Annotated in this window: 14 protein-coding genes; 6 read left to right on the top strand and 8 right to left on the bottom strand. The window is 69.3% G+C overall.

All coding sequences use genetic code 11. The annotated features are described in order from the left end of the window. Positions 1–40: 40 nt before the first annotated feature. From EDD90_RS38175 to EDD90_RS38165, 3 genes are all read left to right on the top strand, one after another. Entirely contained in the window at positions 41–2,992 is a 2,952-nt protein-coding gene (locus tag EDD90_RS38175) for a DEAD/DEAH box helicase (RefSeq protein WP_123977637.1), read from the top strand. Further along, positions 2,992–7,170, top strand: coding sequence for an Eco57I restriction-modification methylase domain-containing protein (locus EDD90_RS38170; protein ID WP_123977635.1), 4,179 nt, complete (start codon positions 2,992–2,994; stop codon positions 7,168–7,170). Before EDD90_RS38175 ends, EDD90_RS38170 begins: the two co-directional genes overlap by 1 nt. 73 nt (positions 7,171–7,243) lie before the next feature. Beyond that, on the top strand, positions 7,244–8,260 hold the full coding sequence (locus EDD90_RS38165) for an EcsC family protein (RefSeq protein WP_260328398.1): 1,017 nt from the start codon (positions 7,244–7,246) through the stop codon (positions 8,258–8,260). A 51-nt stretch (positions 8,261–8,311) separates the two neighbouring features. Here EDD90_RS38165 and EDD90_RS38160 read toward each other — a convergent pair whose 3' ends face one another. Further along, a complete protein-coding gene (locus EDD90_RS38160; RefSeq protein ID WP_123977633.1) occupies positions 8,312–8,497 on the bottom strand; it encodes a DUF397 domain-containing protein in 186 nt (61 codons plus the stop codon). Continuing rightward, the gene (locus EDD90_RS38155) at positions 8,494–9,375 is read right to left on the bottom strand and encodes a helix-turn-helix transcriptional regulator (protein ID WP_123977631.1); all 882 of its coding nucleotides are present in this window, start codon (positions 9,373–9,375) and stop codon (positions 8,494–8,496) included. Before EDD90_RS38155 ends, EDD90_RS38160 begins: the two co-directional genes overlap by 4 nt. Before the next feature lie 167 nt (positions 9,376–9,542). Here EDD90_RS38155 and EDD90_RS38150 point away from each other — a divergent pair, with 167 nt between their 5' ends. The 3 genes from EDD90_RS38150 to EDD90_RS38140 all read left to right on the top strand — a co-directional run bounded on the left by EDD90_RS38150 (position 9,543) and on the right by EDD90_RS38140 (position 12,015). Continuing rightward, the gene (locus EDD90_RS38150; protein ID WP_123977630.1) at positions 9,543–9,995 is read left to right on the top strand and encodes an ATP-binding protein; all 453 of its coding nucleotides are present in this window, start codon (positions 9,543–9,545) and stop codon (positions 9,993–9,995) included. A 132-nt stretch (positions 9,996–10,127) separates the two neighbouring features. Then, positions 10,128–11,381, top strand: a complete 1,254-nt coding sequence (locus tag EDD90_RS38145; RefSeq protein WP_123977628.1) for a helix-turn-helix domain-containing protein — start codon at positions 10,128–10,130, stop codon at positions 11,379–11,381. Positions 11,382–11,802: 421 nt separating this feature from the next. Then, complete coding sequence (locus EDD90_RS38140; protein ID WP_123977626.1) at positions 11,803–12,015, top strand: hypothetical protein; 213 nt, start codon at positions 11,803–11,805, stop codon at positions 12,013–12,015. Positions 12,016–12,304: 289 nt separating this feature from the next. Here EDD90_RS38140 and EDD90_RS38135 read toward each other — a convergent pair whose 3' ends face one another. The 6 genes from EDD90_RS38135 to EDD90_RS38110 all read right to left on the bottom strand — a co-directional run bounded on the left by EDD90_RS38135 (position 12,305) and on the right by EDD90_RS38110 (position 22,256). Next, the gene (locus tag EDD90_RS38135) at positions 12,305–13,414 is read right to left on the bottom strand and encodes a restriction endonuclease (RefSeq protein ID WP_221305147.1); all 1,110 of its coding nucleotides are present in this window, start codon (positions 13,412–13,414) and stop codon (positions 12,305–12,307) included. A gap of 63 nt (positions 13,415–13,477) precedes the next feature. After that, positions 13,478–14,788 (bottom strand): hypothetical protein, encoded by a 1,311-nt coding sequence (locus EDD90_RS38130; RefSeq protein WP_123977625.1) that lies wholly within the window; start codon positions 14,786–14,788, stop codon positions 13,478–13,480. Between the two features lie 67 nt (positions 14,789–14,855). Beyond that, a complete protein-coding gene (locus EDD90_RS38125) occupies positions 14,856–15,968 on the bottom strand; it encodes an AAA family ATPase (protein ID WP_123977624.1) in 1,113 nt (370 codons plus the stop codon). 4 nt (positions 15,969–15,972) lie between these two features. Further along, positions 15,973–17,856, bottom strand: a complete 1,884-nt coding sequence (gene drmB, locus EDD90_RS38120; protein ID WP_123977622.1) for a DUF1998 domain-containing protein — start codon at positions 17,854–17,856, stop codon at positions 15,973–15,975. Then, complete coding sequence (locus tag EDD90_RS38115; RefSeq protein WP_123977620.1) at positions 17,853–21,002, bottom strand: helicase-related protein; 3,150 nt, start codon at positions 21,000–21,002, stop codon at positions 17,853–17,855. Before EDD90_RS38115 ends, drmB begins: the two co-directional genes overlap by 4 nt. 60 nt (positions 21,003–21,062) lie before the next feature. Beyond that, positions 21,063–22,256: an RNA polymerase sigma factor RpoD/SigA gene (locus EDD90_RS38110; RefSeq protein WP_260328394.1), complete on the bottom strand. Its 1,194-nt coding sequence runs from the start codon at positions 22,254–22,256 to the stop codon at positions 21,063–21,065. Positions 22,257–22,462 lie beyond the last annotated feature (206 nt).

The following is a 22,462-nucleotide window of genomic DNA, read 5'->3' as shown; positions in this document are numbered from 1 at the left end:
TCCCGACCTCCCCGCCGACCTCTAGGAACCGAGACATCTCATGAGCCTCACGTACACAGCCGGTTCGCTGGTCGCCGCCCGCGGCCGGGAATGGGTGGTGCTGCCGGAGAGCGCCGCCGACATGCTGGTGCTGCGCCCGCTGGGCGGGAGCGAGGACGACATCGCGGCCGTCTTCCCCGCGTTCGAGGACGTGCGTCCGGCCGAGTTCGCGGCGCCGAGCCCGGCCGACCTGGGCGACCAGCGCGCCGCAGGCCTGCTGCGCACGGCACTGCGCATCGGGTTCCGGTCGGGCGCGGGCCCGTTCCGCTCCCTGGCGTCCATCGCCGTGGAACCCCGGGCCTACCAGCTCGTCCCGCTGCTGATGGCGTTGCGCCAGCGCACCGTACGACTCCTGATCTCGGACGACGTCGGCATCGGCAAGACGGTCGAGGCGGGCCTGATCGCCAAGGAGCTGCTCGCGCAGGGCGAGGCGACAAGGCTGGCCGTGCTGTGCTCCCCGGCACTGGCCGAGCAGTGGCAGGGCGAACTGCGGGAAAAGTTCGGCATCGACGCCGAACTCGTCCTGGCCTCCACGGTGTCACGCCTGGAGCGCGGCCTGGAGCTGGGCCAGTCCCTGTTCGACAAGCACCCGTTCACGATCATTTCGACGGACTTCATCAAGTCGACCCGCCACCGCGAGGACTTCGTACGTCACTGCCCCGACCTGGTGATCGTCGACGAAGCCCACACCTGCGTGGCCGCAGACGACCCCGCGCAGGGTGCCGCCTCGTCCGCTTCCAACCAGCTCCGCTACGAGCTGCTGCGTAGGGTCTCCGCCGACGCCGACCGCCACCTGCTACTGCTGACCGCGACCCCGCACTCCGGTAAGGAGTCCGCGTTCCGCAACCTCCTCGGCCTGGTCCGGCCCGAACTGGCGACCCTGAACCTGGAGACCCCTGCGGGACGCGCGAAGCTCGCCGAGCACTTCGTGGCCCGCAAGCGCGCCGACGTCCGTGACTACCTCACCAAGGAGGACGGCCTCGCCGACGACTCCCTGGTCGAGCGGACCGCGTTCCCGACCGACCGCTGGACGAAGGACGAGCCGTACAAGCTGACCCCGGCCTACCGGGCGCTGCTCGACGACGCCATCGCCTACGCCCGTGACCGAGTCCAGGCGGCCGGGGAGCAGGGCAAGCGGGAGGCCCGTATCGCCTGGTGGTCGGTGATCGCACTGCTCCGCTCGATGGTCTCCTCGCCGGCCGCCGCCGCGCAGACCCTGAAGACCCGCTCCGAGTCCGCCACCGCCCGCACCGCGCACGAGGCGGACGTGCTGGGCGCCCCGGTAGCCGCCGACTCCGCCGAGAACGACCGGCTGGAGGGCATGGACGTCGCACCGGGCGCCGCCGAGTCGGAGAACGCGGGCGCACGCCTTCTCGAACTCGCCGAGCGCGCCCAGCAGTTGGTCGGCCCGACCGAGGACGCCAAGCTCAAGGCTCTCACCCGGCACCTGAAGAACCTGATCGCCGACGGCTACCACCCGATCGTCTTCTGCCGTTACATCCCCACCGCCGAATACCTCGCCGAGGAACTCGACGGCAAGCTGGGCAAGAAGACGAAGATCGCCGCCGTGACCGGCACCCTCTCCCCGCAGCAGCGCCTGGAGCGGATCGAGCAGCTCGCCGCCGAGGCGGCCGAGGAGGCCGCCGACGACCCAGCCGTCCGCCGCGTGCTGATCGCCACCGACTGCCTCTCCGAGGGCGTCAACCTCCAGCACCACTTCGACGCCGTCGTCCACTACGACCTGGCATGGAACCCGACCCGCCACGACCAGCGCGAGGGCCGCGTCGACCGTTACGGCCAGAAGCGCGACCAGGTCCGTGTCATCACCATGTTCGGCGAGGACAACGGCATCGACGGCAAGGTCCTGGAGGTGCTCTTCGCCAAACACCGGCAGATCAAGAAGGACCTGGGCATCTCCGTCTCCGTCCCCGACGAGACCGCCTCCGGCGTCACCGACGCCGTCGTGGAGTGGCTGCTGCTGCACGGCCGGCAGGGCAGCCAGGAGAGCCTGTTCGAGATGGACACCCACCAGGAGTCGTTCGAGCGCATCGAGCGCGAGTGGAACTCCGCCGCCGAACGGGAGACAACCTCCCGCTCGAAGTACGCCCAGCGAGCCATCCACCCCGAGGAGGTGGCCCGCGAGGTCACCGCCGTACGAGCAGCGCTCGGCGGCGCCGACGAGGTCCGCGGCTTCGCCCTGGAGGCGCTGCGCGACCTGGAGGCCCTGGTCCGCGACCCGCACGATGGCACCGGCGACTTCACCGCCCAGGTCGGCGGCACCCCGGCCGGCCTGCGCGACGCGCTCGCCGCCACGCTCGGCAACCGGCTGGTGGAAGAGGACCGCGCGATCCCCTTCCGCACCACCCCGGCGATCGCCCGCGGCGAGGCGGCCTTGGTCCGCACCGACCCTGCAATCGGTGCCATCGCCTCCTACGTCCTGGACTCGGCGCTCGACGTGAACGCCCTGGGCCCCCGCCCGGCCCGCCGCTGCGGCGTAGTGACGACGGACGCGGTCACCACGACCACCACACTCCTCCTGGTCCGCTACCGCTTCCACCTCACCCTGCCCTCGCGCACCGGCGAGCGACAGATCGTCGCCGAGGACGCCCGCCTCCTCGCCTACGAGGGCAGGCCGTCCCGCGCCCGCTGGCTGGACGACGAAGCGGCCACCGCCCTCCTCGCGGCCCGCGCCACCGCCAACACCCACGAGCAGTCGGCCACCAACCACATCACCCGCACGCTGGACGGCCTGCCGGATATCGCGGGGTATCTCACCGAGTACGGCACCAGCCTCGCCGCCGAACTCGACGCCTCCCACCGCCGGGTCCGCAAGGCCAACGAGGAGATCGTCCGCGGCCTGAAGGTCGTCCCGCAGGAGCCCGCCGACGTGCTGGGCGTGTACGTCTACCTCCCCCAGCAGCCCGTCTCTCTCTCGCCCGGAGCCGAAGCCTGATGTCCGCCGCCACCCGCACCTCCCTGGCCTTCACCGCCGTCGCCACGGTCGGCGGCCTGCTCCCCGCCGACATGCTGCTGCGCATCGCCGAGGCGCGTAACCTCCCGGGCACCAAGCCCGCCGACTACGGCCTGCCCGCCTCGGTGCCCGTACGCGACGAGGCCGAGCGTGCCTGGGAGTACCTCAAGCCCCTCTGGCGCGAGCTGCGCGCCGCCCTGCCCTCCGACCCCACGACGGGTGCGCCCGCCGCCGACCCCACGGGCCGGGCCGGCACCGACTGGCTCGCCCAGCTCTTCCGCAAGCTGGACTTCGGGGCGCTGACGGAGGTCGGCGCGGCGGGCATCCCGGCCGACTCGGATCCGGAGAAGCGGTTCCCGGTCTCGCACCGCCACGGTCCGGCCCTCGTCCACCTGATCCCGTGGAACCAGGAGTTGGACAAGCGCCCGGCGGCTGGACAAGTCCCAGCACAGTCGATGCTCCAGGACTGCCTCAACCGCACCGAGGCTCACCTGTGGGCGGTCCTCACCAACGGCCGCCGCCTGCGGCTGCTGCGCGACTCGTCGTCCTTCGCGACGGCTGCCTACGTCGAGTTCGACCTGGAGGCGATCTTCGACGGGGAGCTGTTCAGCGAGTTCGTGCTGCTGTACTGCGTGCTGCACGCTTCGCGGTTTGCGGTGGCGGAGGGGGCGGCGGCTTCGGGGTGCTGGCTGGAGAAGTGGCGGACGGTCGCCATAGAGTCCGGCAGCCGGGCGTTGGACCACTTCCGCGACGGCGTCCAGTCGGCCCTCACCGTCCTCGGCACCGGTTTCCTGAGCCACCCGCAGAACAACGAGCTCCGCGATCGCCTGGACGTCCACGCATTCCAGACAGCGCTGCTCCGGCTCGTCTACCGCATGATCTTCCTCTTCGTGGCCGAGGACAGGGGAGCCCTGCTCGATCCCAACGCCGACGAACAGGCCCGCGACCGCTTCACCCGCTACTTCTCCACGGCTCGTCTGCGCCGTCATGCGCTACGGCGGCTTGGCACGGCCCACGATGACCAGTACCGCGCCCTGGAGCTGCTCATCGAGGCGCTCGGCTCCGAGCAGGGCCGTCCCGAGCTGGGCCTGAAGGGTCTCGGCGGCCTCTTCAACGACACCCCGGCGGACGCGCCCCTGCGTGGCGTACGGCTCGCCAACCGCCACCTCTTCGAGGCCGTCAAGCACCTGGCCCGCGTGCGGGACGCCGGTTCCGCGCGCTGGCGCCCGGTGGACTACCTGCGCATGGGTGCCGAGGAACTCGGGTCCGTGTACGAGGCGCTGCTGGAGCTGGTGCCGAAGCACAGCGCGGCCGACCGTAGCTTCGAACTGGTCGACCGGATCGGCAACGACCGTAAGAAGACCGGTAGTTACTACACGCCGACCCCGCTCACCGAGACCCTGCTCGACTCCACGCTGAACCCCGTGATCGACGACGCCGTCAAGCGCGGCGAGCAGCGGGCGAGCGCCGAGGGGCGGCCCGACCCGGCCGACACGATCGTCGAGGAGCTGCTGTCCCTCACGGTGTGCGACCCGGCGTGCGGGTCGGGACACTTCCTGGTGGCGGCGGCCCGGCGGATCGCCAAGCGAGTGGCGGCGGTGCGTGAGCGCAACCCGGAGCCCACAGAGGGGGCCGTGCGGCACGCTCTGCACGAGGTCGTGGCGCGCTGTGTGTACGGCGTGGACCTCAACCCCATGGCCGTCGAGCTGGCCAAGGTGTCCCTGTGGCTGGAGGCGATGGAGCCCGGCCGGCCGCTCGGCTTCCTCGACGTGCACATCAAGCACGGCAACGGCCTGATCGGGGCCACGCCCGCGCTGATGCGGGACGGGATCCCGGACAAGGCGTTCAAAAAGGCCGAGGGTGACGACGAGGGGTGGGCACGGCAGCTCCTCTCCCGTAACGCCCACGAACGCGAGGGCCAGGGCGGCCTGTTCGAGGTCGAGACGGAGACGAAGGTCGCCAACGGTTCGTTCGCGCGGAGGCTGCGGCGGATCACGGCGGCTCCGGCTGGTGAGCTGAAGGACATCCGTCGTAAGGAGGCCGACTACCGGGACTGGGCGAACTCTGCCGAATATCTGCAGGCTCTGCATCTCGCGGACGCGTGGTGTGCGGCGTTCGTCTGGGTCAAGAGCGAGGAGGCACCGCCGGCCATCACGCACAAGGTGTTCCGGGGGCTGGAGGATCCCGAGGGGGACGCGGCGCCGCAGTCGACCCACGATGAGATCGTGCGATTGCGGGATCAATATGCTTTCTTCCACTGGCACTTGGAGTTCCCGGAGGTTTTTGCGGTTCCGGAGGACGGGGAGGTACCGGCGGGAGCGGGTTCCGTCGATCCGGAGACGGGGTGGGCTGGGGGGTTCTCCTGTGTGGTGGGGAATCCGCCGTGGGACAAGGTCGACTTCGAGGACAAGAAGTACTTCAGCGTGGTCGCGCCGGAGATCGCGGAGATCTCGGGAACGGCTCGGCGTACGCGGATCGTGGAGTGGGAGCGGGAGAACCCGGAGGCCGGGCAGCGATATCGGGAGGCGCGGCGGGCGGTCAAGGGGGCGTTTCACTTCGCGGGGGACGCCGAGGTGTTCCCGTTGTGCGCCAAGGGCTTGACGGTCAAGGGCGTCAACTCCCTTCAGACGGACACGTTGTTCGCCGAGCGGATGGTGAACGTGGTCGCACCTGAGGGGCGGTTCGGTCTCATCCTGCCGACCGCTGTCGCGACGGGGGCGGGGTCGCAGTACCTGTTCGCGGACTTCACACAGCGGGGGGTTCTGGCGTCCCTGTACGACTTCGAGAACCGGCGCCCGAAGTCGCCCGCGCTGCCGCAGGGTGGTAAATGGTTCGAGAGCGTGGACTCCCGCTACAAGTTCTGCCTGATCTCCCTCACCGGCCGGGCCGCACGCGCGGAGGCCAGCCGCATCGGCTTCTTCCTGTCCGAGATCACGGACCTGGAGGACCCTAACCGGGTGTTCGCGCTGGACCCGGATGACCTGGCTCGGATCAACCCGAACACGGGCACTCTCCCGGTGTTCCGCACACAGCGCGACGCGGACATCACGGCTGATGTGTACCGACGTCTGCCGGTCCTGTGGAACGAAAAGCGACGGAACGGCAACCCGTGGAGCATGGCCTTCAAACGCCTCTTCGACATGGCCGACGACTCGGACCTCTTCCGCAGCCGCGAGCGGCTTGAGGACGAGGGGTGGGAGTTGCGGGGCAACATCTTCGAGCGGGGTGAGGAGCGAATGCTGCCGCTGTACGAGGCGAAGATGGTGGACTTCTTCAACCACCGTGCCGCGGATGTAGTGAAGAGCTTGACCGCCGTCAACCGACAGAACCAGCCCAAGTACCTGCCCACCGACGAGCTGCGGGATCCCGCGCGCCTGGCCCTACCGCTCAACTGGATCCAGCGGGACGGGAAGATCGCCACGCGACGCAACAACCGGGACGTTGAGGTCAAGGGCATCGAGCTGCGCCTCACCGAAGAGCACTGGGACCGTGACTGGCTCTGCGGCTGGTGCGACGTCACCGCCTCGACCAACGAGCGCACCGCCATCCCTGCCTTCCTCCCGCGCACGGCCGTCGGTCACACCTACCCCCTGATGTTCCCCCGTGTTGCACCCCCGTTGGTCGCCGCCCTCATCGCCACCCAGTCCTCCCTGGTCTTCGACTTCGTGAGTCGCCAGAAGATCAGCGACGCCCACATGAAGCTGTTCATCTGGAAGCAGCTACCCGTCCCCACCCCCACCACTTTCGAACCCCATCTCCCCTTCCTCCTCCCCCGCGTCCTAGAACTCGTCTACACCGCCTACGACATGACCCCGCTCGCCCGCGACCTGGGCGACGAGGGAGAACCGTTCCAGTGGGACGACGACCGCCGCGCCCAACTGCGTGCCGAGCTGGACGCCTACTTCTTCCACCTCTACGGAATCAATCGTGAGGACACCGACTACGTCCTGGAATCCTTCCAGACAGCCTCGGGTGGCCTGAAGAACAACGAGATCTCCGCGTTCGGCGAGTACCGGACCAAGCGTCTCGTCCTCACCGAGTACGACCGCATGGCTGCCTCCGGCCTGACCCTGGAAACCCCGCTCACCGAGGGTGAGTCCGGCACCTACCGCTCCCCCCTCGCCTCACCCCCGGGCCACAGCCCCCGGCACACCACCTGACCCTGACCGGTTCGAGCACGCAGCAGGTCCACACCACGGCACCCAGGGACCACCGTCGAAACGGAGAACCCCAGTGAGCACAGACGCCGACCGACTCCCCGGCGCAATACCCGCGATGAGCGAGTACGACAAACAGGTGTGGGCCAAGCTCAACGACCACTGGCAGCGCCGCAACAACCGCCGCGGCCTGCCCAACTGGGCCAGCACCGCGCTCACTCGCACCGGCGAGGCAGCAGGAAAGGCCACAAGACGGGTCGCCGACGCCGTCCCGGACGCGGTCTCGGAACCGATGCGGCGCGCGGGCGACGCGGTCGCCGACAAGGCCCTGCGACCGGCGCTCGCGGGCGCTGCGGCGTTGCTTGACCTGGTCAATGAGTCAGCCAGGGAGCTCAACGACCCGAAAAACGTCGAGAAGATCGCCCGCAAGCAGGGTCTCGATCTCGAAAGCTTCACCGAACTACGGAAGCAGGAGCTCAAGTTCTGCGACCGCCTATTGACCCGCAACACCCTCAAGTGGCGCACCGCAGGCGCCTTGGAAGGCGGCGCCATGGGCGTGCTGGCGTTGGTCCCCGTCGCCGGTATCCCCGCCGCGATGACGGCGGACATCCTCGTCGTCCAGGTACTGAGCACGTCGATCGCCTCGCGCATCGCGTACTCGTACGGCTACGACGCCAAGGACCCCGAAGAGCAGGTCTTCATCCAGCGCCTGGTACGCCGGTCCTTCATGGCGCAGGCGGCGAAGGCCGAGCCGTTGCGTGACACAGCCCGGGCGGCGCACGCACTCAAGGGACGCGTCAACTGGTCGCAGAAGCTCCGCCAGGACCATCGCCTCGTGGCCGCCCTGGAGAAGTTGATGCAGCAGCTCGGCCCGGCCGGCTCCAGGGTGCCGGTGCAGAACGTCGCCAAGGTCGTGCCGTTCGTCGGGATTCTCGTCGGTGCGGGCATGAATGCCGCAGTCCTCGGCAGGGTGGCCGCCGACGCCCAGCGGTACTGCCAGACCCGCTTTCTCTGCGAGAAGTACGGACTGCCGCTCCCCGCCGCACTGGCGACCGACGACGAGTACGAGGATCCCCAGCCCGACGTCACGTAAGCGCTGCGGTGGCGCCCGATCAGAGCGCCACCGTCACTTCCAGCGCCCCGCTCAGGCGTGGTCCACGAACTGCACGAACGACCGCCAGCCCTCACGGCCGACCGCGAAGGCCGGGCGGCTCACGTCCTTCGAGTCCCTTACGTGAACGGCCCGTTCTGCGATCGCTACCTCCACGCAGTCGTCGCCCGAGCTACCGCTATAGCTTGACTTGAACCAGGCGAGTTCCGTCGTGCTCATGCCTCTCCTCGCAGTCGCTCCAGCAAGGCCCGGGAATCTTTGGGGTGCAGGGCCTGCGACCGCAGTGTGTCATAGCGCTGCTGGAGAACTCTCACCTCTTTCGCATCGCCAATCAGCCGCCCGCTTTCCTGGCCCTCCGAGTATGCGAGTCGACGCCCTTCCGGGGTCTCCAGTAGGCGCAGAGGCCCATCCATGCACGAGTGGTACTCGGCTTCCAGCGGCATGATCTGCAACGTCACATTGCGAGGCAACGTGCGCTCCAGGACGTGGTTCAGTTGCTCGCGCCGCACCTCGGCGCCGCCCAGCCTCCGCCGCAGGACCGCTTCCTCAACGATGAAGTGGAACGGAACTGTTGGACGCTCGTGCAGCATGCGCTGCCGCTCCATCCTCGCCTCGACCTGCGCCTCCAACTGCTCATCCGTCAGCAGCGGGATCCGATTCTCGAAGAGTGCCCGCGCATACGCCTCCGACTGCAACAACCCCGGCACCAACCGGCACTCGTACGTGCACAGGCTCACCGCCTCCCTCTCCAGCCGAGCCCACCGCCGGAACCACGCCGCGAGTCCCGCCTCACCCCTGGTCAGATGACGCGCGGCCTTGCGCAGCGCACCCGTGTTCCCAAGCGCCGCCTCGGCACGCTCCACGAACGCCTCGTCCGGCATCCGGCGCCCCAGCTCCACGGACTCCACGGTGTGCTTGGAGTACTGGACCTGAGCGGCGAGTTCGGCTCGGCTCAGCCCCGCGTGTTCACGCAACGCCTGGACAACGGCGCCGAACGTGCGCAGGCTGTCGGACGGGTGCGGCTCCCGCTCCCAGTCCCCCGCCGTCGCCACCCGCACGCCGAGGCCCCCGCTCGCGTCCCCTTCGTCGATGTCCATGCGCCGCCTTTCTCGCCGAACCGCGCAACGCCAGCCCCTTGGCTGTCGCCCCGCACTCAGCGTGATGGCAATCCGGTCGTACCGTCCACCCCATGTGCCCGTACGGTAACTCCGCGTACGGGACAGCGGGGTCGCGTCCACCCGTTCCCGGCCACCACGCTGGCGTCATGAACCATCCAGCCCCGCAACTCAAGGCTCCCGCACGCACGTTCACACAGCTCCTCTCGTCCACGCGGCGCGGCGCGCGACTCGCCCGGCTCCTCGGCGTGAACGAGTTGCGTTCCTGGGACGCCCCGCCCGACCTGACGGAGCGTGCCGAAGCCGTGGTCGCGGAGCTCGCCGCCAATGCCGTCATCCACGGCCGGGTACCGGGCCGCTGCTTTCGGCTGACGCTCGTCTTCGACCCGTCAGCCGGCCGCCTGCGCGTGGAGGTCAGCGACGCCCGAGGAGACCTCTACCCACAGATCGTGACGGGCTCCACCGAAGCCGATGCGTTCCGCACGGGCGGGCGCGGCCTGACCCTCGTCACCGCCCTCGCCGACCACTGGGACTGCGTCCCCCACCCGCCCAGCGGCAAGACCGTCCGGGCCGTGCTCACGACACCGATCACCGAAGCCTGATCGCGCCGGCCGACACACGCTCCCGTGCAGCACGCAGCACTCCCCAGGACGTGGCACGCCCGCCTCTCCTGCTGGCAGCGCGGCTGAATCAAAGGTAGAATAGTTGATTCAAGACGGCACACGGGGGTCCTCATGCAGGTGGAAGAGCTGGAAGAAGTAGGCCGGCACATCCAGCGGGAGCGTGCACGCGCGGGGCTGAACCAGCGGGATCTGGCAGAACACGCCGGGCTCAGCCAGCCCACGCTGCACCGGATCGAGCAGGGTGCCCGAGCAGCGCTGAGCGTCACGGAACTGGACCGGATCGCGCGAGCGCTGGACGTGCCCCTGCGCTATCTCCTCCAGGGGAACCCGGTCGCCGACCGGGTCCGGGTCGCCCCGCGAACGGCGCGGGAGGCCACCCAGGAGGATCTGGACGAGGCGAGACGGATGGCCGTCGATCTCCTGGCGCTCGACGACCGGCTGACAGAATCAGCTGCCCCGCATCGCACGCCCACGCCGCCGCGCGATTCCGGCCGGTCGGCCCCTGTCACCGACGCGGAGGGACAGGGGCGGACAGCCGCGGCTGCTCTGCGTACACGGCTGGGGCTGGGCATCGCACCACTCGTGGACCTTCCGGAGCTGCTTGAGACCGCCACCCACCTGGACGCCGGCGCGGTCTCGATACCGAGCACCGTCAGCGGCATCTCCGCCCAGGACCCCGCCCGAGGGGTGGCCGTCGCGCTCGTCAACATCTGCGACGTACCCGAACGGCAGCGTTTCTCCTACGCGCACGAGCTCGGTCATGTGGTCCTCGACGACGGAGTCGCCGTCGACCACCTGCGGGGCGGCCGCTCGCCGCAGGAGATCCGGTGCGACGCGTTCGCCCGTCATTTCCTGGCCCCGCTGGAAGGAGTGCGCCAGGAGTGGCAGCGAACCGCGACGACCTGCGCGCCCACAGCGGGCGACGGCAGCGTCGACCCGCTGCGGCGGCTCGCCCAGGTCGCCCGGCATTACCGCGTCTCGCTCTCCGTGGCCCGCATCCAGTGCGCCAAACTCGGCATTGGTCTGCCCCCGGAATGCCAGAACGCTCTGCCCACCAACCGGGAAGCCGCCTGGCGGTTCGGATGGGGCCCGGAGTACGAAGCCGAGGTCAAGGCCGCACAGCAGATCAGTCCGCCGCGCCGGATCCTCGAACGCGCGGTTCAGGCGTACGCGGCCGGCTCCATCGGTCTGAAACCGCTGGCTCGCCTGCTGTGCATGGACGTTCAGGACGCCGAAGCCCAGCTGGAAGGGGCCGGTATCCGGCCCCCTGCTGCTCCTGAAGCCCGACGGATCGATGCCCGGTCCATGGCAGCCGCTCGCCGACGGCTCCAGAACCGCGACGACGAGGAGCCACCACAGGCGTGAACGTGAGGGCGAACGAATCCGGGGAGTCCGAGAGCGACCCCGAACCCACTGTCTCCATCCTCGACGCGGTGGTCTGTGTCCACTTCGCCGGCGCGAACCTGGTCGACGTTCTCCTGAGAGCGTTGGACACGCAGGCTGGCGGATCCACGTTCCCCACGAGGTCTGCGAGGAGGTCAAGGGCAAGGACCCCAAGTTTCCCGGCCTGCGCAAGCGCTGGGCGGCGGTCGAGCGCAGCGCCCACATCACTGTCCTGCCCGAGCTGACCCTCATATCCAGCGACCCCGACCTGATCGACCGGTTCAGCGAGATCCGCGACAGCGATTTCGAAAGAGCTCACGAACAACGGCAGCACCTGGGTGAGTGTGTCGTCGTCGCCCACGGCTCGTACCTCGCGCAGCGTGGACGCACGGTGTATGTCGGCATGGACGACCGAGACGGACAGCGCATGGCCGCCCGCTACGGACTCGACTGCTTCACCGTCGAGGACGTCATGCACTACGCCGTCTACGCCGACTGCTTCCCGGACCTGGCGGCCCTGAAGGCCGCGTGGGAACGCCTCCGAAAGTTCGGCGACGGGCTGCCTCCCTTCGCCCAGACCGAGTTGCTCGGGACCTGGCAGGAGTACCGCACCTGACCGTGACGCGCCTTCAAGGTTCTCGTGCCACATCAAGGTCGCGGCAGAAGTGTTCTCCCCAGGCCATGGCCCCGGACCAACCACCGGATCACCCGGGCGGTGGTGATCGCCGCCGACAGTGCCGAGGACGGCGACGCCCCTCCATAGCCGGTTGTCGGCTGTGGAGGATGCGGAAGAAGCAGGATCCGCGGTGGACGCCGACAAGGTGGAACGGAGCGAAGCGCTCGGAAGTCGCTCGCGGTGCCCATTGCTCCGCCTGCCGAACTCCGTCTGTGGCACGCCTTTGGGATCAAAAGAGATCGGTTGTCTCGCCGAAGTCACTGAAGGACGGTCCAGGCCTCCCGCTGACCTCCCGAAACTCCTCCGAGCTGTATTGAAGCTGGAAAGTGTGGGTGTGGTTTTCGTCAACCCAGTACATGGTGATGGCAGAGAGCAGATTCCGCGTCATCCAGCGGGTGCGGGACCGCGTTCCCTCCTCCTGGTCCAGGATCCATGATTCGACCTGCTCCGGCAGGCTGAAGGTCAGCCTGTAGGCATGGCCTTCGCGCGGTTCGATCAGCCACACGGGATGCCCCACCGACCGGTGGCTCCTGTGCACACGGACAGCATGGGTCGGCTGTTCGAGCGAGTGTCTGACAAAGGCACGGAGATCGTCGGAGACGAGCCCGAGAACGAAAGGAGCGGCGGGAAAGGCCAGGACGAGCCCCAGGGATGACCGCCGGCGCAGGCCCGCCGCCAACGTGTCGAGCGGATCGGTCACCGAGGAGGCATTGGCTGCGGGTCCGTCCCACAGGTTCAAGAGGTGCCGACGTAAGTAGTTGCGGATCTTGTACACCGTGGGTCGCTGGCTCGGCGGCATCGGCGCCATGGCGTTGTACACCGACTCGGCCGCCGTTCTCACCAGATCGAGCAGCGGCTGGAAGTCGGGCAGAGAGAGATCGATGAGAGAGATCTGATGGGCAAGCGCGAACTCCTGGGCATCCTGGGTGAACCCTGATGCCGAAAAGATCGCGTAACTGTAGTGGTAGCGCACCCTCGGCCGGTGCGGGCCGGAGCCGTTCACCAATGTGGTGACGACGTTCTCGTTCAGGTCGTGCACGACACCGTGACCATTGCGTACGGTGGGGAGACCGACCTTGGCGCGTATGAACTTCGCCTCGGCGAACAGGCGGATCGGGAGTGAGAACGGGGGCACGTACTGGAACTCTCCCAGAGAGTCCGCCTGATGCCACGCCCCGCGTCCCCGCACCACGAGTCCGTGTGTGCGTTGCTCCAACACCTTCCACGGCGGCCGGGCCGGGTCGTCCTTCTCCGTCAGCAGACGGTACCCACTGGACCGGAGCAGCCAGGCGAGAACCTCTTCGAGAAGGTACCCCCGCAATGTCTGCAGCCTCACCATGGCATAACCCTGTACATACGACTCCTGACTGGCCTCAGCATGAGCTGTCCCTCGCGCCTTCGTCTACGCGGGCAGCGCGGGGAACACGACCACCGAGCCGTCCTTGCTGCGGGCGATCTCGATCGCCACGTCTGTCGTGCGGCTGTTGCCCGTGACGCCGTCGCCCAGCTTGTGAATCCGGTGTGCCGCGCTCATGAGGCGATCGACTTCGCCGCTCGTGAAGACGGGCAGCATTCCGTTCGGGCGGCCCAGTTCCAGCGCCGACAGGCGTACCAGGACACCGGCGATGCCCGACTCCAGTTCGTCGAGACGCTGCTGATCGCGCTTGAGTGCGCGGGTGAAGTTCTCGAATGCATTGCCGGGGTTGCTCTGGGCGTGGTCGACGGCCTGGAGGACGACGACCCGCCGCATCAGCGCGATGGCCAGGGAGGCGAGTTCGACGTGGGTGCGGAACACGCCTCCCTGGTCGTCGACGCCGGGGAACGACTTGGTCAGCGTGCCGAGTTCGACGGCCTCGCCCTCGGGCAGTCCGTCGAGCGCGCTCTGCCATCGGGCAAGGCGGAGGTCGGCCTTACTCAGCGCCGTGTCGATGGTGTGCACCGCCGAGTCGAGTCCCAGTGAGACACCGAGCTTGCCCTCGTCGAGCAGGATGGCCGTGGCCTTGTCGATGGCGGCACGGCAGCCGTTGAGCGCACTGTGCTCGTCGTCGAGCTTGTCCTGCTGGAGTTGTTCCAGCAATTCCGTGATGTGTTCTATGGCCTGCTGGCGCTTGTGGTCGGCGTACGCGCTCACCCCCACCGCCACGGCCATGAGCACGAGCGGAGCGGCCACGGTGAGCACCGTGCCGCCGGCGGCCGCGGCACCGGCGGTCGCACCGGCCCCGCCGACCGTGCCGGCCGCTGCCGCCCCTCCGACCGGCACGAACCTCGAACCAGCGACGATTTTGCCCCCCGCGTCCACCAGCGGACCACGGAAGCCACCGGCCGCTCCCTTCGCCACCATCGGGCGCACGAGGCCCTTCCCGAACTGGGCGGCGACCTTCGCCGGGACCACCATGCGATACAGATTCTCACCGGACGCGGTCGCCCTGGCCGCCGTAAGGGAGGTCCGCGTCGACTGCGTGATGAACTGCGACAAGTGCTGCGCCAAGGGACTCGCGGCGTCGAGCGGGATGCCACGGCCGCGGTCGATCTTGTCGGGCAGCGGATGCACCTCAAGTGTGACGATCGGCTCGTCGGCCAGAACGGCCAGCACTCCGCGCAGTTCAGCCAGGCGCTCGGCCGTCATCGACTCGCCCGCGGCCAACCCAGGCACCCGGACGTCAGCGGTCGCCAGCGTCCACACGGGCACGGTCGTCTTGCGGTCGTCAGTCATCGTCTCCCCCTTGTTCTCCGACGCAGCGTACGTCTGACGTCGAACGTCCGTAGCCGCAGTGATCCCGTCACCGCGACTCCACCCATCCGTCCAGCCCCGCCAGCTGCCGCGGCAGCCCGCTCCCCTGCCAGCCCAGCACCAGCCGCTCCCGAGCACGGGTGATCATGACGTAGTACGCCATGCGCAGGGTCGCCGCCGTGGGGTCGGTGCCGGCGTCGGTCTCGGTGTCCGGGATGACGACGGTGTCGAAGTCGAGGCCCTTCGCGCTGGCGCGGTGGACAAGGACGACGCCGGGGCGGCCGAGGTCGAGGTCGCGGTAGCGGCCGGAGCCGGCCGCCGAGCTGTACAGCTGAGGCTCCTGGGCAAGGCCGGCCCGCTCCAGGCGCCGCATCAGCTCGGCCGCGGTGCGCAGGGAGTTGACGATGACGCCGACGCGGTCCCGCGGCTGCCGCGCCGCTCTGGCAGCGATGTCGTCGGCGATGTCCTTGTCACCGGAGTAGTGACGGACTTCAGGCCGGGGACCGCTGCGGAAGGGCAGGTCCGGTCGGGGGCCGGCGGTGCGAAAGTGTTCGGCGAGCGAGGCGATCTCGCGGGTGTTGCGGTGGTTGCCGGCGATCTCGACACGGCTGGTGGAGCGGCCGAGGGCCTCGGTGATCTCGGTGAGGGTGGAGTTCGTCTCGGTGAGGCGCTGGCACTCGTCGGCAAACACCGTGACGGAGGCGGCGGCGAGGCGGACCAGCCGGTAGAAGCCCGGCGACAGGTCCTGGCCCTCGTCGACGACCAGGTGGGGGGTGGCAGCGTCGTTCTCGCCGAGCGTGGCGGCGACCCGGTGGGTGAGGGCCGTCCAGTCGAACCAGCCGTCCTCGGTGCGCGGCACGTCGTGGCCGAAGCGGCGCTGGATCCAACTGTGGACGGTGGCGGCTTCGGCGGGTGCGCCGGGGACCGTGAGGCCGTCGAGCATCCCCTGCAGAAGCTGGCGCAGCAGGTTGGAGCGGGACAGCAGCACGGTGGGGTGGCCGGTGAGGGCCAGATGGACGGCGCGGTGGGCGGCGAGCAGGCTCTTGCCGCTGCCGGGCGGGCCGCTGACGACGTGGTTGCCCGTCAGCGGCAGGGTGTCCAGGCAGTCGCGCTGAGCGGGGACGAGGTCGGGGTGAAGGACGGGGGCGTTCGCGGTGGTCATGGTGTCATCCCAGGACGGTGGCGGCGGCGTACTCGCGGCTCGCGGTGAGGACATCGGTGAAGTAGCCGGGGACGCGGGCGGAGCCGACGACCAGGGCGCGGTCGAGGAGCGTGTTGCTGGTCTGGCAGCTCGTCTCGGGCAGCAGGGTGCAGGCGTGGCAGGCGGCCCGGTTGAGGTTGCCGAAGCCCTGGCCGGTGTGCTCGGCGCACAGCGGGTCGGCGGAGCACCAGGCGGCCGCCTCCAGCATGCGGATGAGCGTCTCGGCGAAGTGCGGTGCCTCGCCCTGCCGGACCAGACCGCCGAGGGTGCCCTCCGCGTCACCGGCCGCCGTGTAGATCAGCAGACCGCGCTGGCCGTACTCGGGGCGGCCGTAGACGCGCTCGCGCAGGCTTGCGGTGGTGTAGCCGGAGTCGAAGGAGAGCTGGCGGATGAGCAGATGGGCGACGGTGTGCAGGAGCAGGAAGCGGGGCGAGAGTACGCTGCCGACGGTCTCGGCGAGTTGTTCGTCGCGGAACGACGCGTCGAGGTCCCCGCGGATGTCGTGGACGTGGGTCCGCACGCGGGTGTCGTTCTCCCAGGCCGTGAGGCGCTGTTCGTCGAAGGTGAGGACGATGCCCTCGCCGTAGACCTCCGTCGCGGGCAGCCAGCGCAGGCGACCGCTGGTGTCCGCCTTGACGAGGGTGCCGCCCGGCGAGTGGCGGCGGAAGCCGGTCAGCGCCCGTACCTCACGGAGGCGGTCGACGAGGACGACACCGTCGATGTGCGCATCGAGGGCGGCCCAGGGTTCCTCCTTCTCGCCTTCGAGGCCGAGTCCGCCACGGCGGACGGCGAACTCCTTCGTGGGTTCCGGGAGCCGGGTGGCGTCGAAGGCGTACCACTCGTCGCGGCTGAGGTCGATCTTGCCGGACTTTCCGGGCTCCGGCCGGTCGGCGGGCGATGGCGCGGGGGCACCCGTGGCCTCCGCGACGAGCTGGTCGATCAGGCTGTCGGGGGCGTCCGTGTCCTCCTTGATCAAGCCTCGGAAAGTGTCGGCTCTGGGTGTGTCGAGTGCGTCGAGCAGGAGTGACCAGCAGCCGTGGCCCAGGACGGCCTCCGCCGCGTCCTGCTCCGCACGCGGGGCTTCGTCGGTCTGGGGGATGTCGAGGGCCGAGTAGACGACCGGGTAGTAGACGTTGCCGGCGGTGCGCTGCACGATGTGCACCTGCTGGCCGCAGGTAGCTCTCGCGTCCCAGCGCTGCCAGGGGTTGCGGCCCGAGCAGTGTCCGCCCTGGGGGCCGAGAACGTCGAGCAGGTCACGTTCGGCTTCGCAGGGCTTGCCGCTCTCCCTGGTCGCCCCGCAGCGTACCGAGAGCGCTTCGAGTCCGGAGGCGCGGTCGGCGACCCGGAAGCTGAGCCGGCGTGCCTTCCAGGCGTGCTTCGACTCGGAGCAGGTGTCCCGCAGTTCGGGCGCGAGCTTGGAGTGGGCCCAGTACCACCAGTCGACGTCGTCGAGGTGCCCGTCCGGGCAGATACGGACGAACCGCATCGGGGTGAGACGAGGTGCGGCGGCACAGGACGCGCAGACGGGCGGCTCGCCCGGCTTCTCGTTCTCGCGCAGGAAGCGGACCATGGCACGGCAGGAGCCGCAGAACAGCCAGCCGGGGAAGCGCACATAGGGGACGCCTGGGCGGTCGGGCTGGTCGTAGCGGTCGTTGAGAGTGTGGGGCGCTGCGAAGAAACCGGTCACGCCGAGGCGGGCGGCGAGCCGTTCAGAGGGCACGGAGGTCTTCAGCTGAGGCCAGTTCTCGATGCCGGCGGCCACGAACGACTCGCCCTGGACGTCGAGTACGGCGCCCACGCCGAACGGCAGCACGGTCTGCGCCTGGCGGACCCGGAGTTTGCGCTTCACTTTCCTGCTCCCGTCACGGTGATCTGGCACTCGCGGTCGACACTGCGCATGGAGTTGAGGGTCTCCCACATGCCGTAGCGCTGCTCGAAGATCTTGAGCAGGTTGTGCTGGCCCTTGCCCTGGCTGCGGTAGTAAAGGGGCTTGCCCTCGGCGGCGGCCGTGTCGGCCTGTCGGTACCAGTCGTCGAGGAGGTAGCCGAGTTCCGCCCGCACATCGGCGCGTACCGTGTCGGCGTCGGCTCCCGTGGCGCCGCGTTCGGCGGTCGCGGCACGCTCGGCGAGGGCGTCGGCGATTCGCCCGGCCTCCTGCTTGTGGTCGGTGATCCGTCCGGCCCGGTTCTCGGCGGCAAGGCCGAGCCGGTGGCGGACCAGGATGACGAGCGCGGCGTGCAGGGCGCGGCGGCGCGCGGGCAGGGACCAGGGGGTGACGCTGGCAGGCTCGACGTAGCGGTAGAGCGCGCGGTGGTAGTCCGTGAACGTCTCGTAGTGGGACCGGTCGCGCGGGCGCGTGGCGTTGAAGTAGGTGACGACGAGTCCGGGCACGTGGTGACGGCCGACGCGGCTGGTCGCCTGGATGTACTCGGCGGTGGTCTTGGGCTGGCCCTGCATGAGCATGTACGCGAGCCGCTTCACGTCGACGCCGACGGACAGCATGTTGGTGCACGGCAGGAACGAAACCGACCGGGGATCTGTCCAGGGCTTTTCGAGGCGGTCGAGGAGGATGGGCTGCTCGGCGCGCTTCAGGTTGCTGGTCAGTTCCTGTACGTCGCCGTCCCCGAGTGCCCGTACACCGGTGCCCTCGTCGAGTCCCCGGAGCTGGGCGGGAATGTCGTCGCCGGCCGCGGTGACGGTACGGCCGAGTTCCCGCAGGCTGTGGTGGTAGGCGACGAGCGTCCAGTAGTCGTCGCGGTGCTCCTCGGGAAGCTGGTGGACGCCCTGGAGCATGGCCGCCGTGGTGGCGACGGCGCCGCGGCCCGCGGTGTGTCCCTGTGCCATGACGCCGAGGTAGAGGCGGCCGGGGCGGCCGCTGTCGGGGACGGCGAAGAAGCTGTCGCGGGCGTCGAGTCCGGATGGCGGGAAGAGCTGGACGTCCTGCTGGTGCAGGGCGCGGACCTGTTCGGCGGAACGGCGGATGGTGGCCGTGGCAGCGACGATCTTGGGCGGACGGCCGTCCGGGGCGGTGCACAGTTCCAGGATGGCCGCTTCATAGAGGCCGACCGTGGTGCCGAGCGGTCCGGTGAGCAGGTGCAGCTCGTCCTGGATGATCAGGGACGGGGGCCGGTTGTCAGTACCCGCGCCGAAGAGGCTGCCGGAGTCGGGCTCCCAGGCGAGTCGGGCGAACTTGTCGACGGTGCCGAGGACGAAGGTGGGCGGCTTCTCGTAGAGGTGCTGGTCGACCACGGCGACGGGCAGGACGTCGTGGAAGGCGCACTCGTCACGGGTGCAGTAGAAAGCGAACTCGTCTGTCGTGGCGCGGACTCCGTAGTCGTCACGGACGCTTGACCAGGCCGACGGCAGGATGCGGGTGCCGCACCACGGGCAGCGGTCGAGGATGAAGACGTCCTCGGGGTGGCTGGCCTCGCGCTGCTCGTCGAAGGCGACCTTGGCCGTCTGGAACTTGTTCGGGGTGGTGGTGTCGCCGACCCACAGGCCGATGGTGACGGGTTCGCCGCCGAGGCCGAGTCCGGGTTCGGTGCGGCGGAGGTGTTCCAGGGCGCAGATCGTGGTGGCGGCGCGTTGGAACTGCTGGGTGGTGAGCAGACTGAGGGTGTAGCGGCTGAGCACGGTGGTTCCGCCGCCTTCGCCGCGGATCCGACGCAGCGCGATGGTGAAGGCGGCCAGAAGCAGATAGGCCTCCGTCTTGCCACCGCCGGTGGGGAACCAGATCAGGTCGGTGGTCTCGCGGTCGCGGTGGCCGGGTTCGGCGACACCGTCGAGGGCGAGGAGGAAGAAGGCGAGCTGGAAGGGCCGCCAGGTGGCCTGGGGGTCGAGGGGCGGGTCGAGGGCCACCGGGTCCGAGCGGTGACGCCGCTGACCGGCCTGGTCGGGTGCGGAGTGCCGCATCTGCAGCAACATGGCGCGCTGGGCGATACGGAAAGCGGCGAGGAGTTCAGGGCGGTTCGGGTCGCACAGGGTGCGCACGCCGGACTCAATGCGGGTGACCGCCTGGCGGACGCGGTCGAGAATCCGCTCCGCGGCCTCCCGGCCCCAGGGCGGTACCTGGACGGATCGCTGCCCCACGTACCAGGCGTGGTACGAGGCCGAGAACTCGGCCAGCTCCTCGCGGAGTTGGTCACTGCTGACAGTCGGGTCGGCCAGGTGGGCGATCGTGAGCACGGGGGCGTCGAGCGGGCCGCCGGCCCGGATGGCCGGCACCTCGGCGCGCGGCAGGGCCTCACAGGCTAGGAATTCGACGCGGTCGTCCTCGCCGCGCTCCTCTCGGACCGCGCAGCCGTGACCGACGGCATGGGTGACAACATGCCGGTACTGGAGGCGCAGTTCGCGTTCCTCGGGGTCACGGCTGGCGAGCCGGACGCTGGGATACGGCAGCACCGCGCCGTCGGCGGGGCGGACGCTGAGCCGGCACTGGAACAGCATGTCGTCCCAGTCCGGCGCCTTGCCGTCGGTGCCGTCGTGATGTTTTTCGTTGACCAGGGCCACGGTGATGAGGGTGCCCTCGCCGTAAGAGCGGCGGGTCAGCTGGATCTTCGCGCGGCCGCCGAAAACGGGCACCTCCTCCCGGTCGGGGCCGATCTGGTGTGTTTCGGGGGTGAGGGGGACGCGCTGCCAGCGTCGTCCGCGCCCGGATTCGTTCCGCTGGGTCTCGTAGCGGGCAGCGGCGCACCTCACCTCGATGTCGGTGGCATCGGTGTAGAAGCTGACGCCGAGGGACGCGGGCAGCCAGCTGTTGGTCTCCGGCACAGGGTCGGGGGCCGGATCCACGTCGGGGGCTTCCTGCTCGGCACCGGGAGCCTCGGGGTCGTCGGCGGCGAGGGCGAGACGGCGCTGGAGGTCTGCCTGTTGTGGATAGAGCGTGCCCATCAGGTACTGCCGGTCCGGCGGCGCGTCGAGCACCTCGTCGTCACCGCCGACGGGGCCGACGAGCTGGCGGGTGAGGTAGTCGACCAGCTCTTGGCGCGGGTCCATGTGCGGGTTCCTTCGGATCAGGTGGGGCGGCCAGAGGGGACGGCGGTAGATCCGTCGGGTTCAGACGTGCGACGGGATCATCCCGTGACGGATCAGTTGGCCACGAAACTTCGCCTTGGCCTTGTATTCGATTTGGCGGATTCGTTCACGGGTGACGCCGAAGACGACTCCGATGTCCTCCAGCGTGTCCGGCTCGTCACCGTCGAGACCGGTTCGCCGGATGAGCACATGCCGCTCACGTTCGGTGAGGTGCTCCAGGACGTGCCGCAGGCGTGCCTGAAGCTCCTTGCGGATCAATACGACGTCGGGTGCGGGCAGTCGGCTCGGCCCGATGATGAGGTCACCGAGCGCGGCATCGTCACCGATGATTCGGTCCAGGGAGTCGGTGGTCCGGCTGATCCTGCGTACCTGTTCCACTTCGGCGAAGGTGAGGCCGCTGACGTAGGCCACGTTGTCGATGGTTCGGGCGCGGCCTTCGTTCAGGAGCTTGCGCTCGGCGTTGGCAACCTTGTTCACCTTCTCGTGCATGTGCACCGGCACCCGGATCAGGGTGCCCTCGTCGGCGACGGCCCGCGTGAGGGCCTGCCTGATCCACCACGTGGCGTAGGTCGAGAACTTGTAGCCCTTGGTGGCGTCGAACTTGCGGGCCGCCCGCATGAGTCCGATCTGTCCGTGCTGGGTGAGGTCGTCGACATCCAGTCCGCGCCCCTGATGGCCCAGCGCGATCTTCCACACGAGCCGCCGGTTGTGCAGGACGAGGCACTCGTACGCCCGCCACCGCTCGCTGTCGCGGGGCAGCGCCGCGATCTCCTCCTTCGGAACATCACGGGTGAGGAGTTCAGCACCGCCGCGGAGGAGGACGGCGAGACCCACTTCCTCTTCCGCCTTGAGCATCACCTTGTCCGGGTTCCGGCGCCATCGGTCCGCTTCCAGCACCACCCGGGCTTCGCGGATGGCGTCGGCGAGTCGCGCGTCCATGGCGGGAACAGAGGAGGTGGCACGCTTCCTGCCGATCGGCGCCGGAGCGGATGCGGGTGCCCTAGGCGGGACCTGACCGCTTGTCACCGTCTGCACGAGCGGGAGGGGGCGCGTGACCGGGAAGGCGGCGATCAGCTCACGCACTTCTCCTGGGCCGAGCCCGTGGAGCCGTACGACACCGTCATGGGCGAGCCTGCTCACCTTCCCGTCGGCGTCGGCATAGCGGGCCAGCATCCTCCGGGCCTGAGCGAGGCGTCTCGCCGCCTCGCTCGGCACGGCCCCGAGCTCAGGGTGGACGGACTGCGGAACCGACGGCTTCGTCCGGGGCGAGGCCCTTACATGAATACCGAGAGCGGCAAGCCCGTTTCGGAGCCTTCTCCGCTGCTCGTCGCTCGTCAGTCCGAGCCGGTTCGCCTCTGCGGAGAAGGCCCGCTGACTCACCACGCCTCCGTGAGACGCACAGCTCTTCAGCCTCTTGATGA

The sequence above is a fragment of the Streptomyces sp. Ag109_O5-1 genome, from assembly GCF_003814875.1.
Classification (GTDB): domain Bacteria; phylum Actinomycetota; class Actinomycetes; order Streptomycetales; family Streptomycetaceae; genus Streptomyces; species Streptomyces sasae.
This window is presented reverse-complemented; position numbering and strand designations above follow the sequence as displayed.

Coding starts and splice junctions, on each gene's coding strand:
- EDD90_RS38175 (WP_123977637.1), top strand. CDS start 41: ATGAGCCTCACGTACACAGCCGGTTCGCTGGTCGCCGCCCGCGGCCGG.
- EDD90_RS38170 (WP_123977635.1), top strand. CDS start 2,992: ATGTCCGCCGCCACCCGCACCTCCCTGGCCTTCACCGCCGTCGCCACG.
- EDD90_RS38160 (WP_123977633.1), bottom strand. CDS start 8,497: ATGAGCACGACGGAACTCGCCTGGTTCAAGTCAAGCTATAGCGGTAGC.
- EDD90_RS38155 (WP_123977631.1), bottom strand. CDS start 9,375: ATGGACATCGACGAAGGGGACGCGAGCGGGGGCCTCGGCGTGCGGGTG.
- EDD90_RS38150 (WP_123977630.1), top strand. CDS start 9,543: ATGAACCATCCAGCCCCGCAACTCAAGGCTCCCGCACGCACGTTCACA.
- EDD90_RS38145 (WP_123977628.1), top strand. CDS start 10,128: ATGCAGGTGGAAGAGCTGGAAGAAGTAGGCCGGCACATCCAGCGGGAG.
- EDD90_RS38140 (WP_123977626.1), top strand. CDS start 11,803: ATGGACGACCGAGACGGACAGCGCATGGCCGCCCGCTACGGACTCGAC.
- EDD90_RS38135 (WP_221305147.1), bottom strand. CDS start 13,414: ATGGTGAGGCTGCAGACATTGCGGGGGTACCTTCTCGAAGAGGTTCTC.
- EDD90_RS38130 (WP_123977625.1), bottom strand. CDS start 14,788: ATGACTGACGACCGCAAGACGACCGTGCCCGTGTGGACGCTGGCGACC.
- EDD90_RS38125 (WP_123977624.1), bottom strand. CDS start 15,968: ATGACCACCGCGAACGCCCCCGTCCTTCACCCCGACCTCGTCCCCGCT.
- EDD90_RS38115 (WP_123977620.1), bottom strand. CDS start 21,002: ATGGACCCGCGCCAAGAGCTGGTCGACTACCTCACCCGCCAGCTCGTC.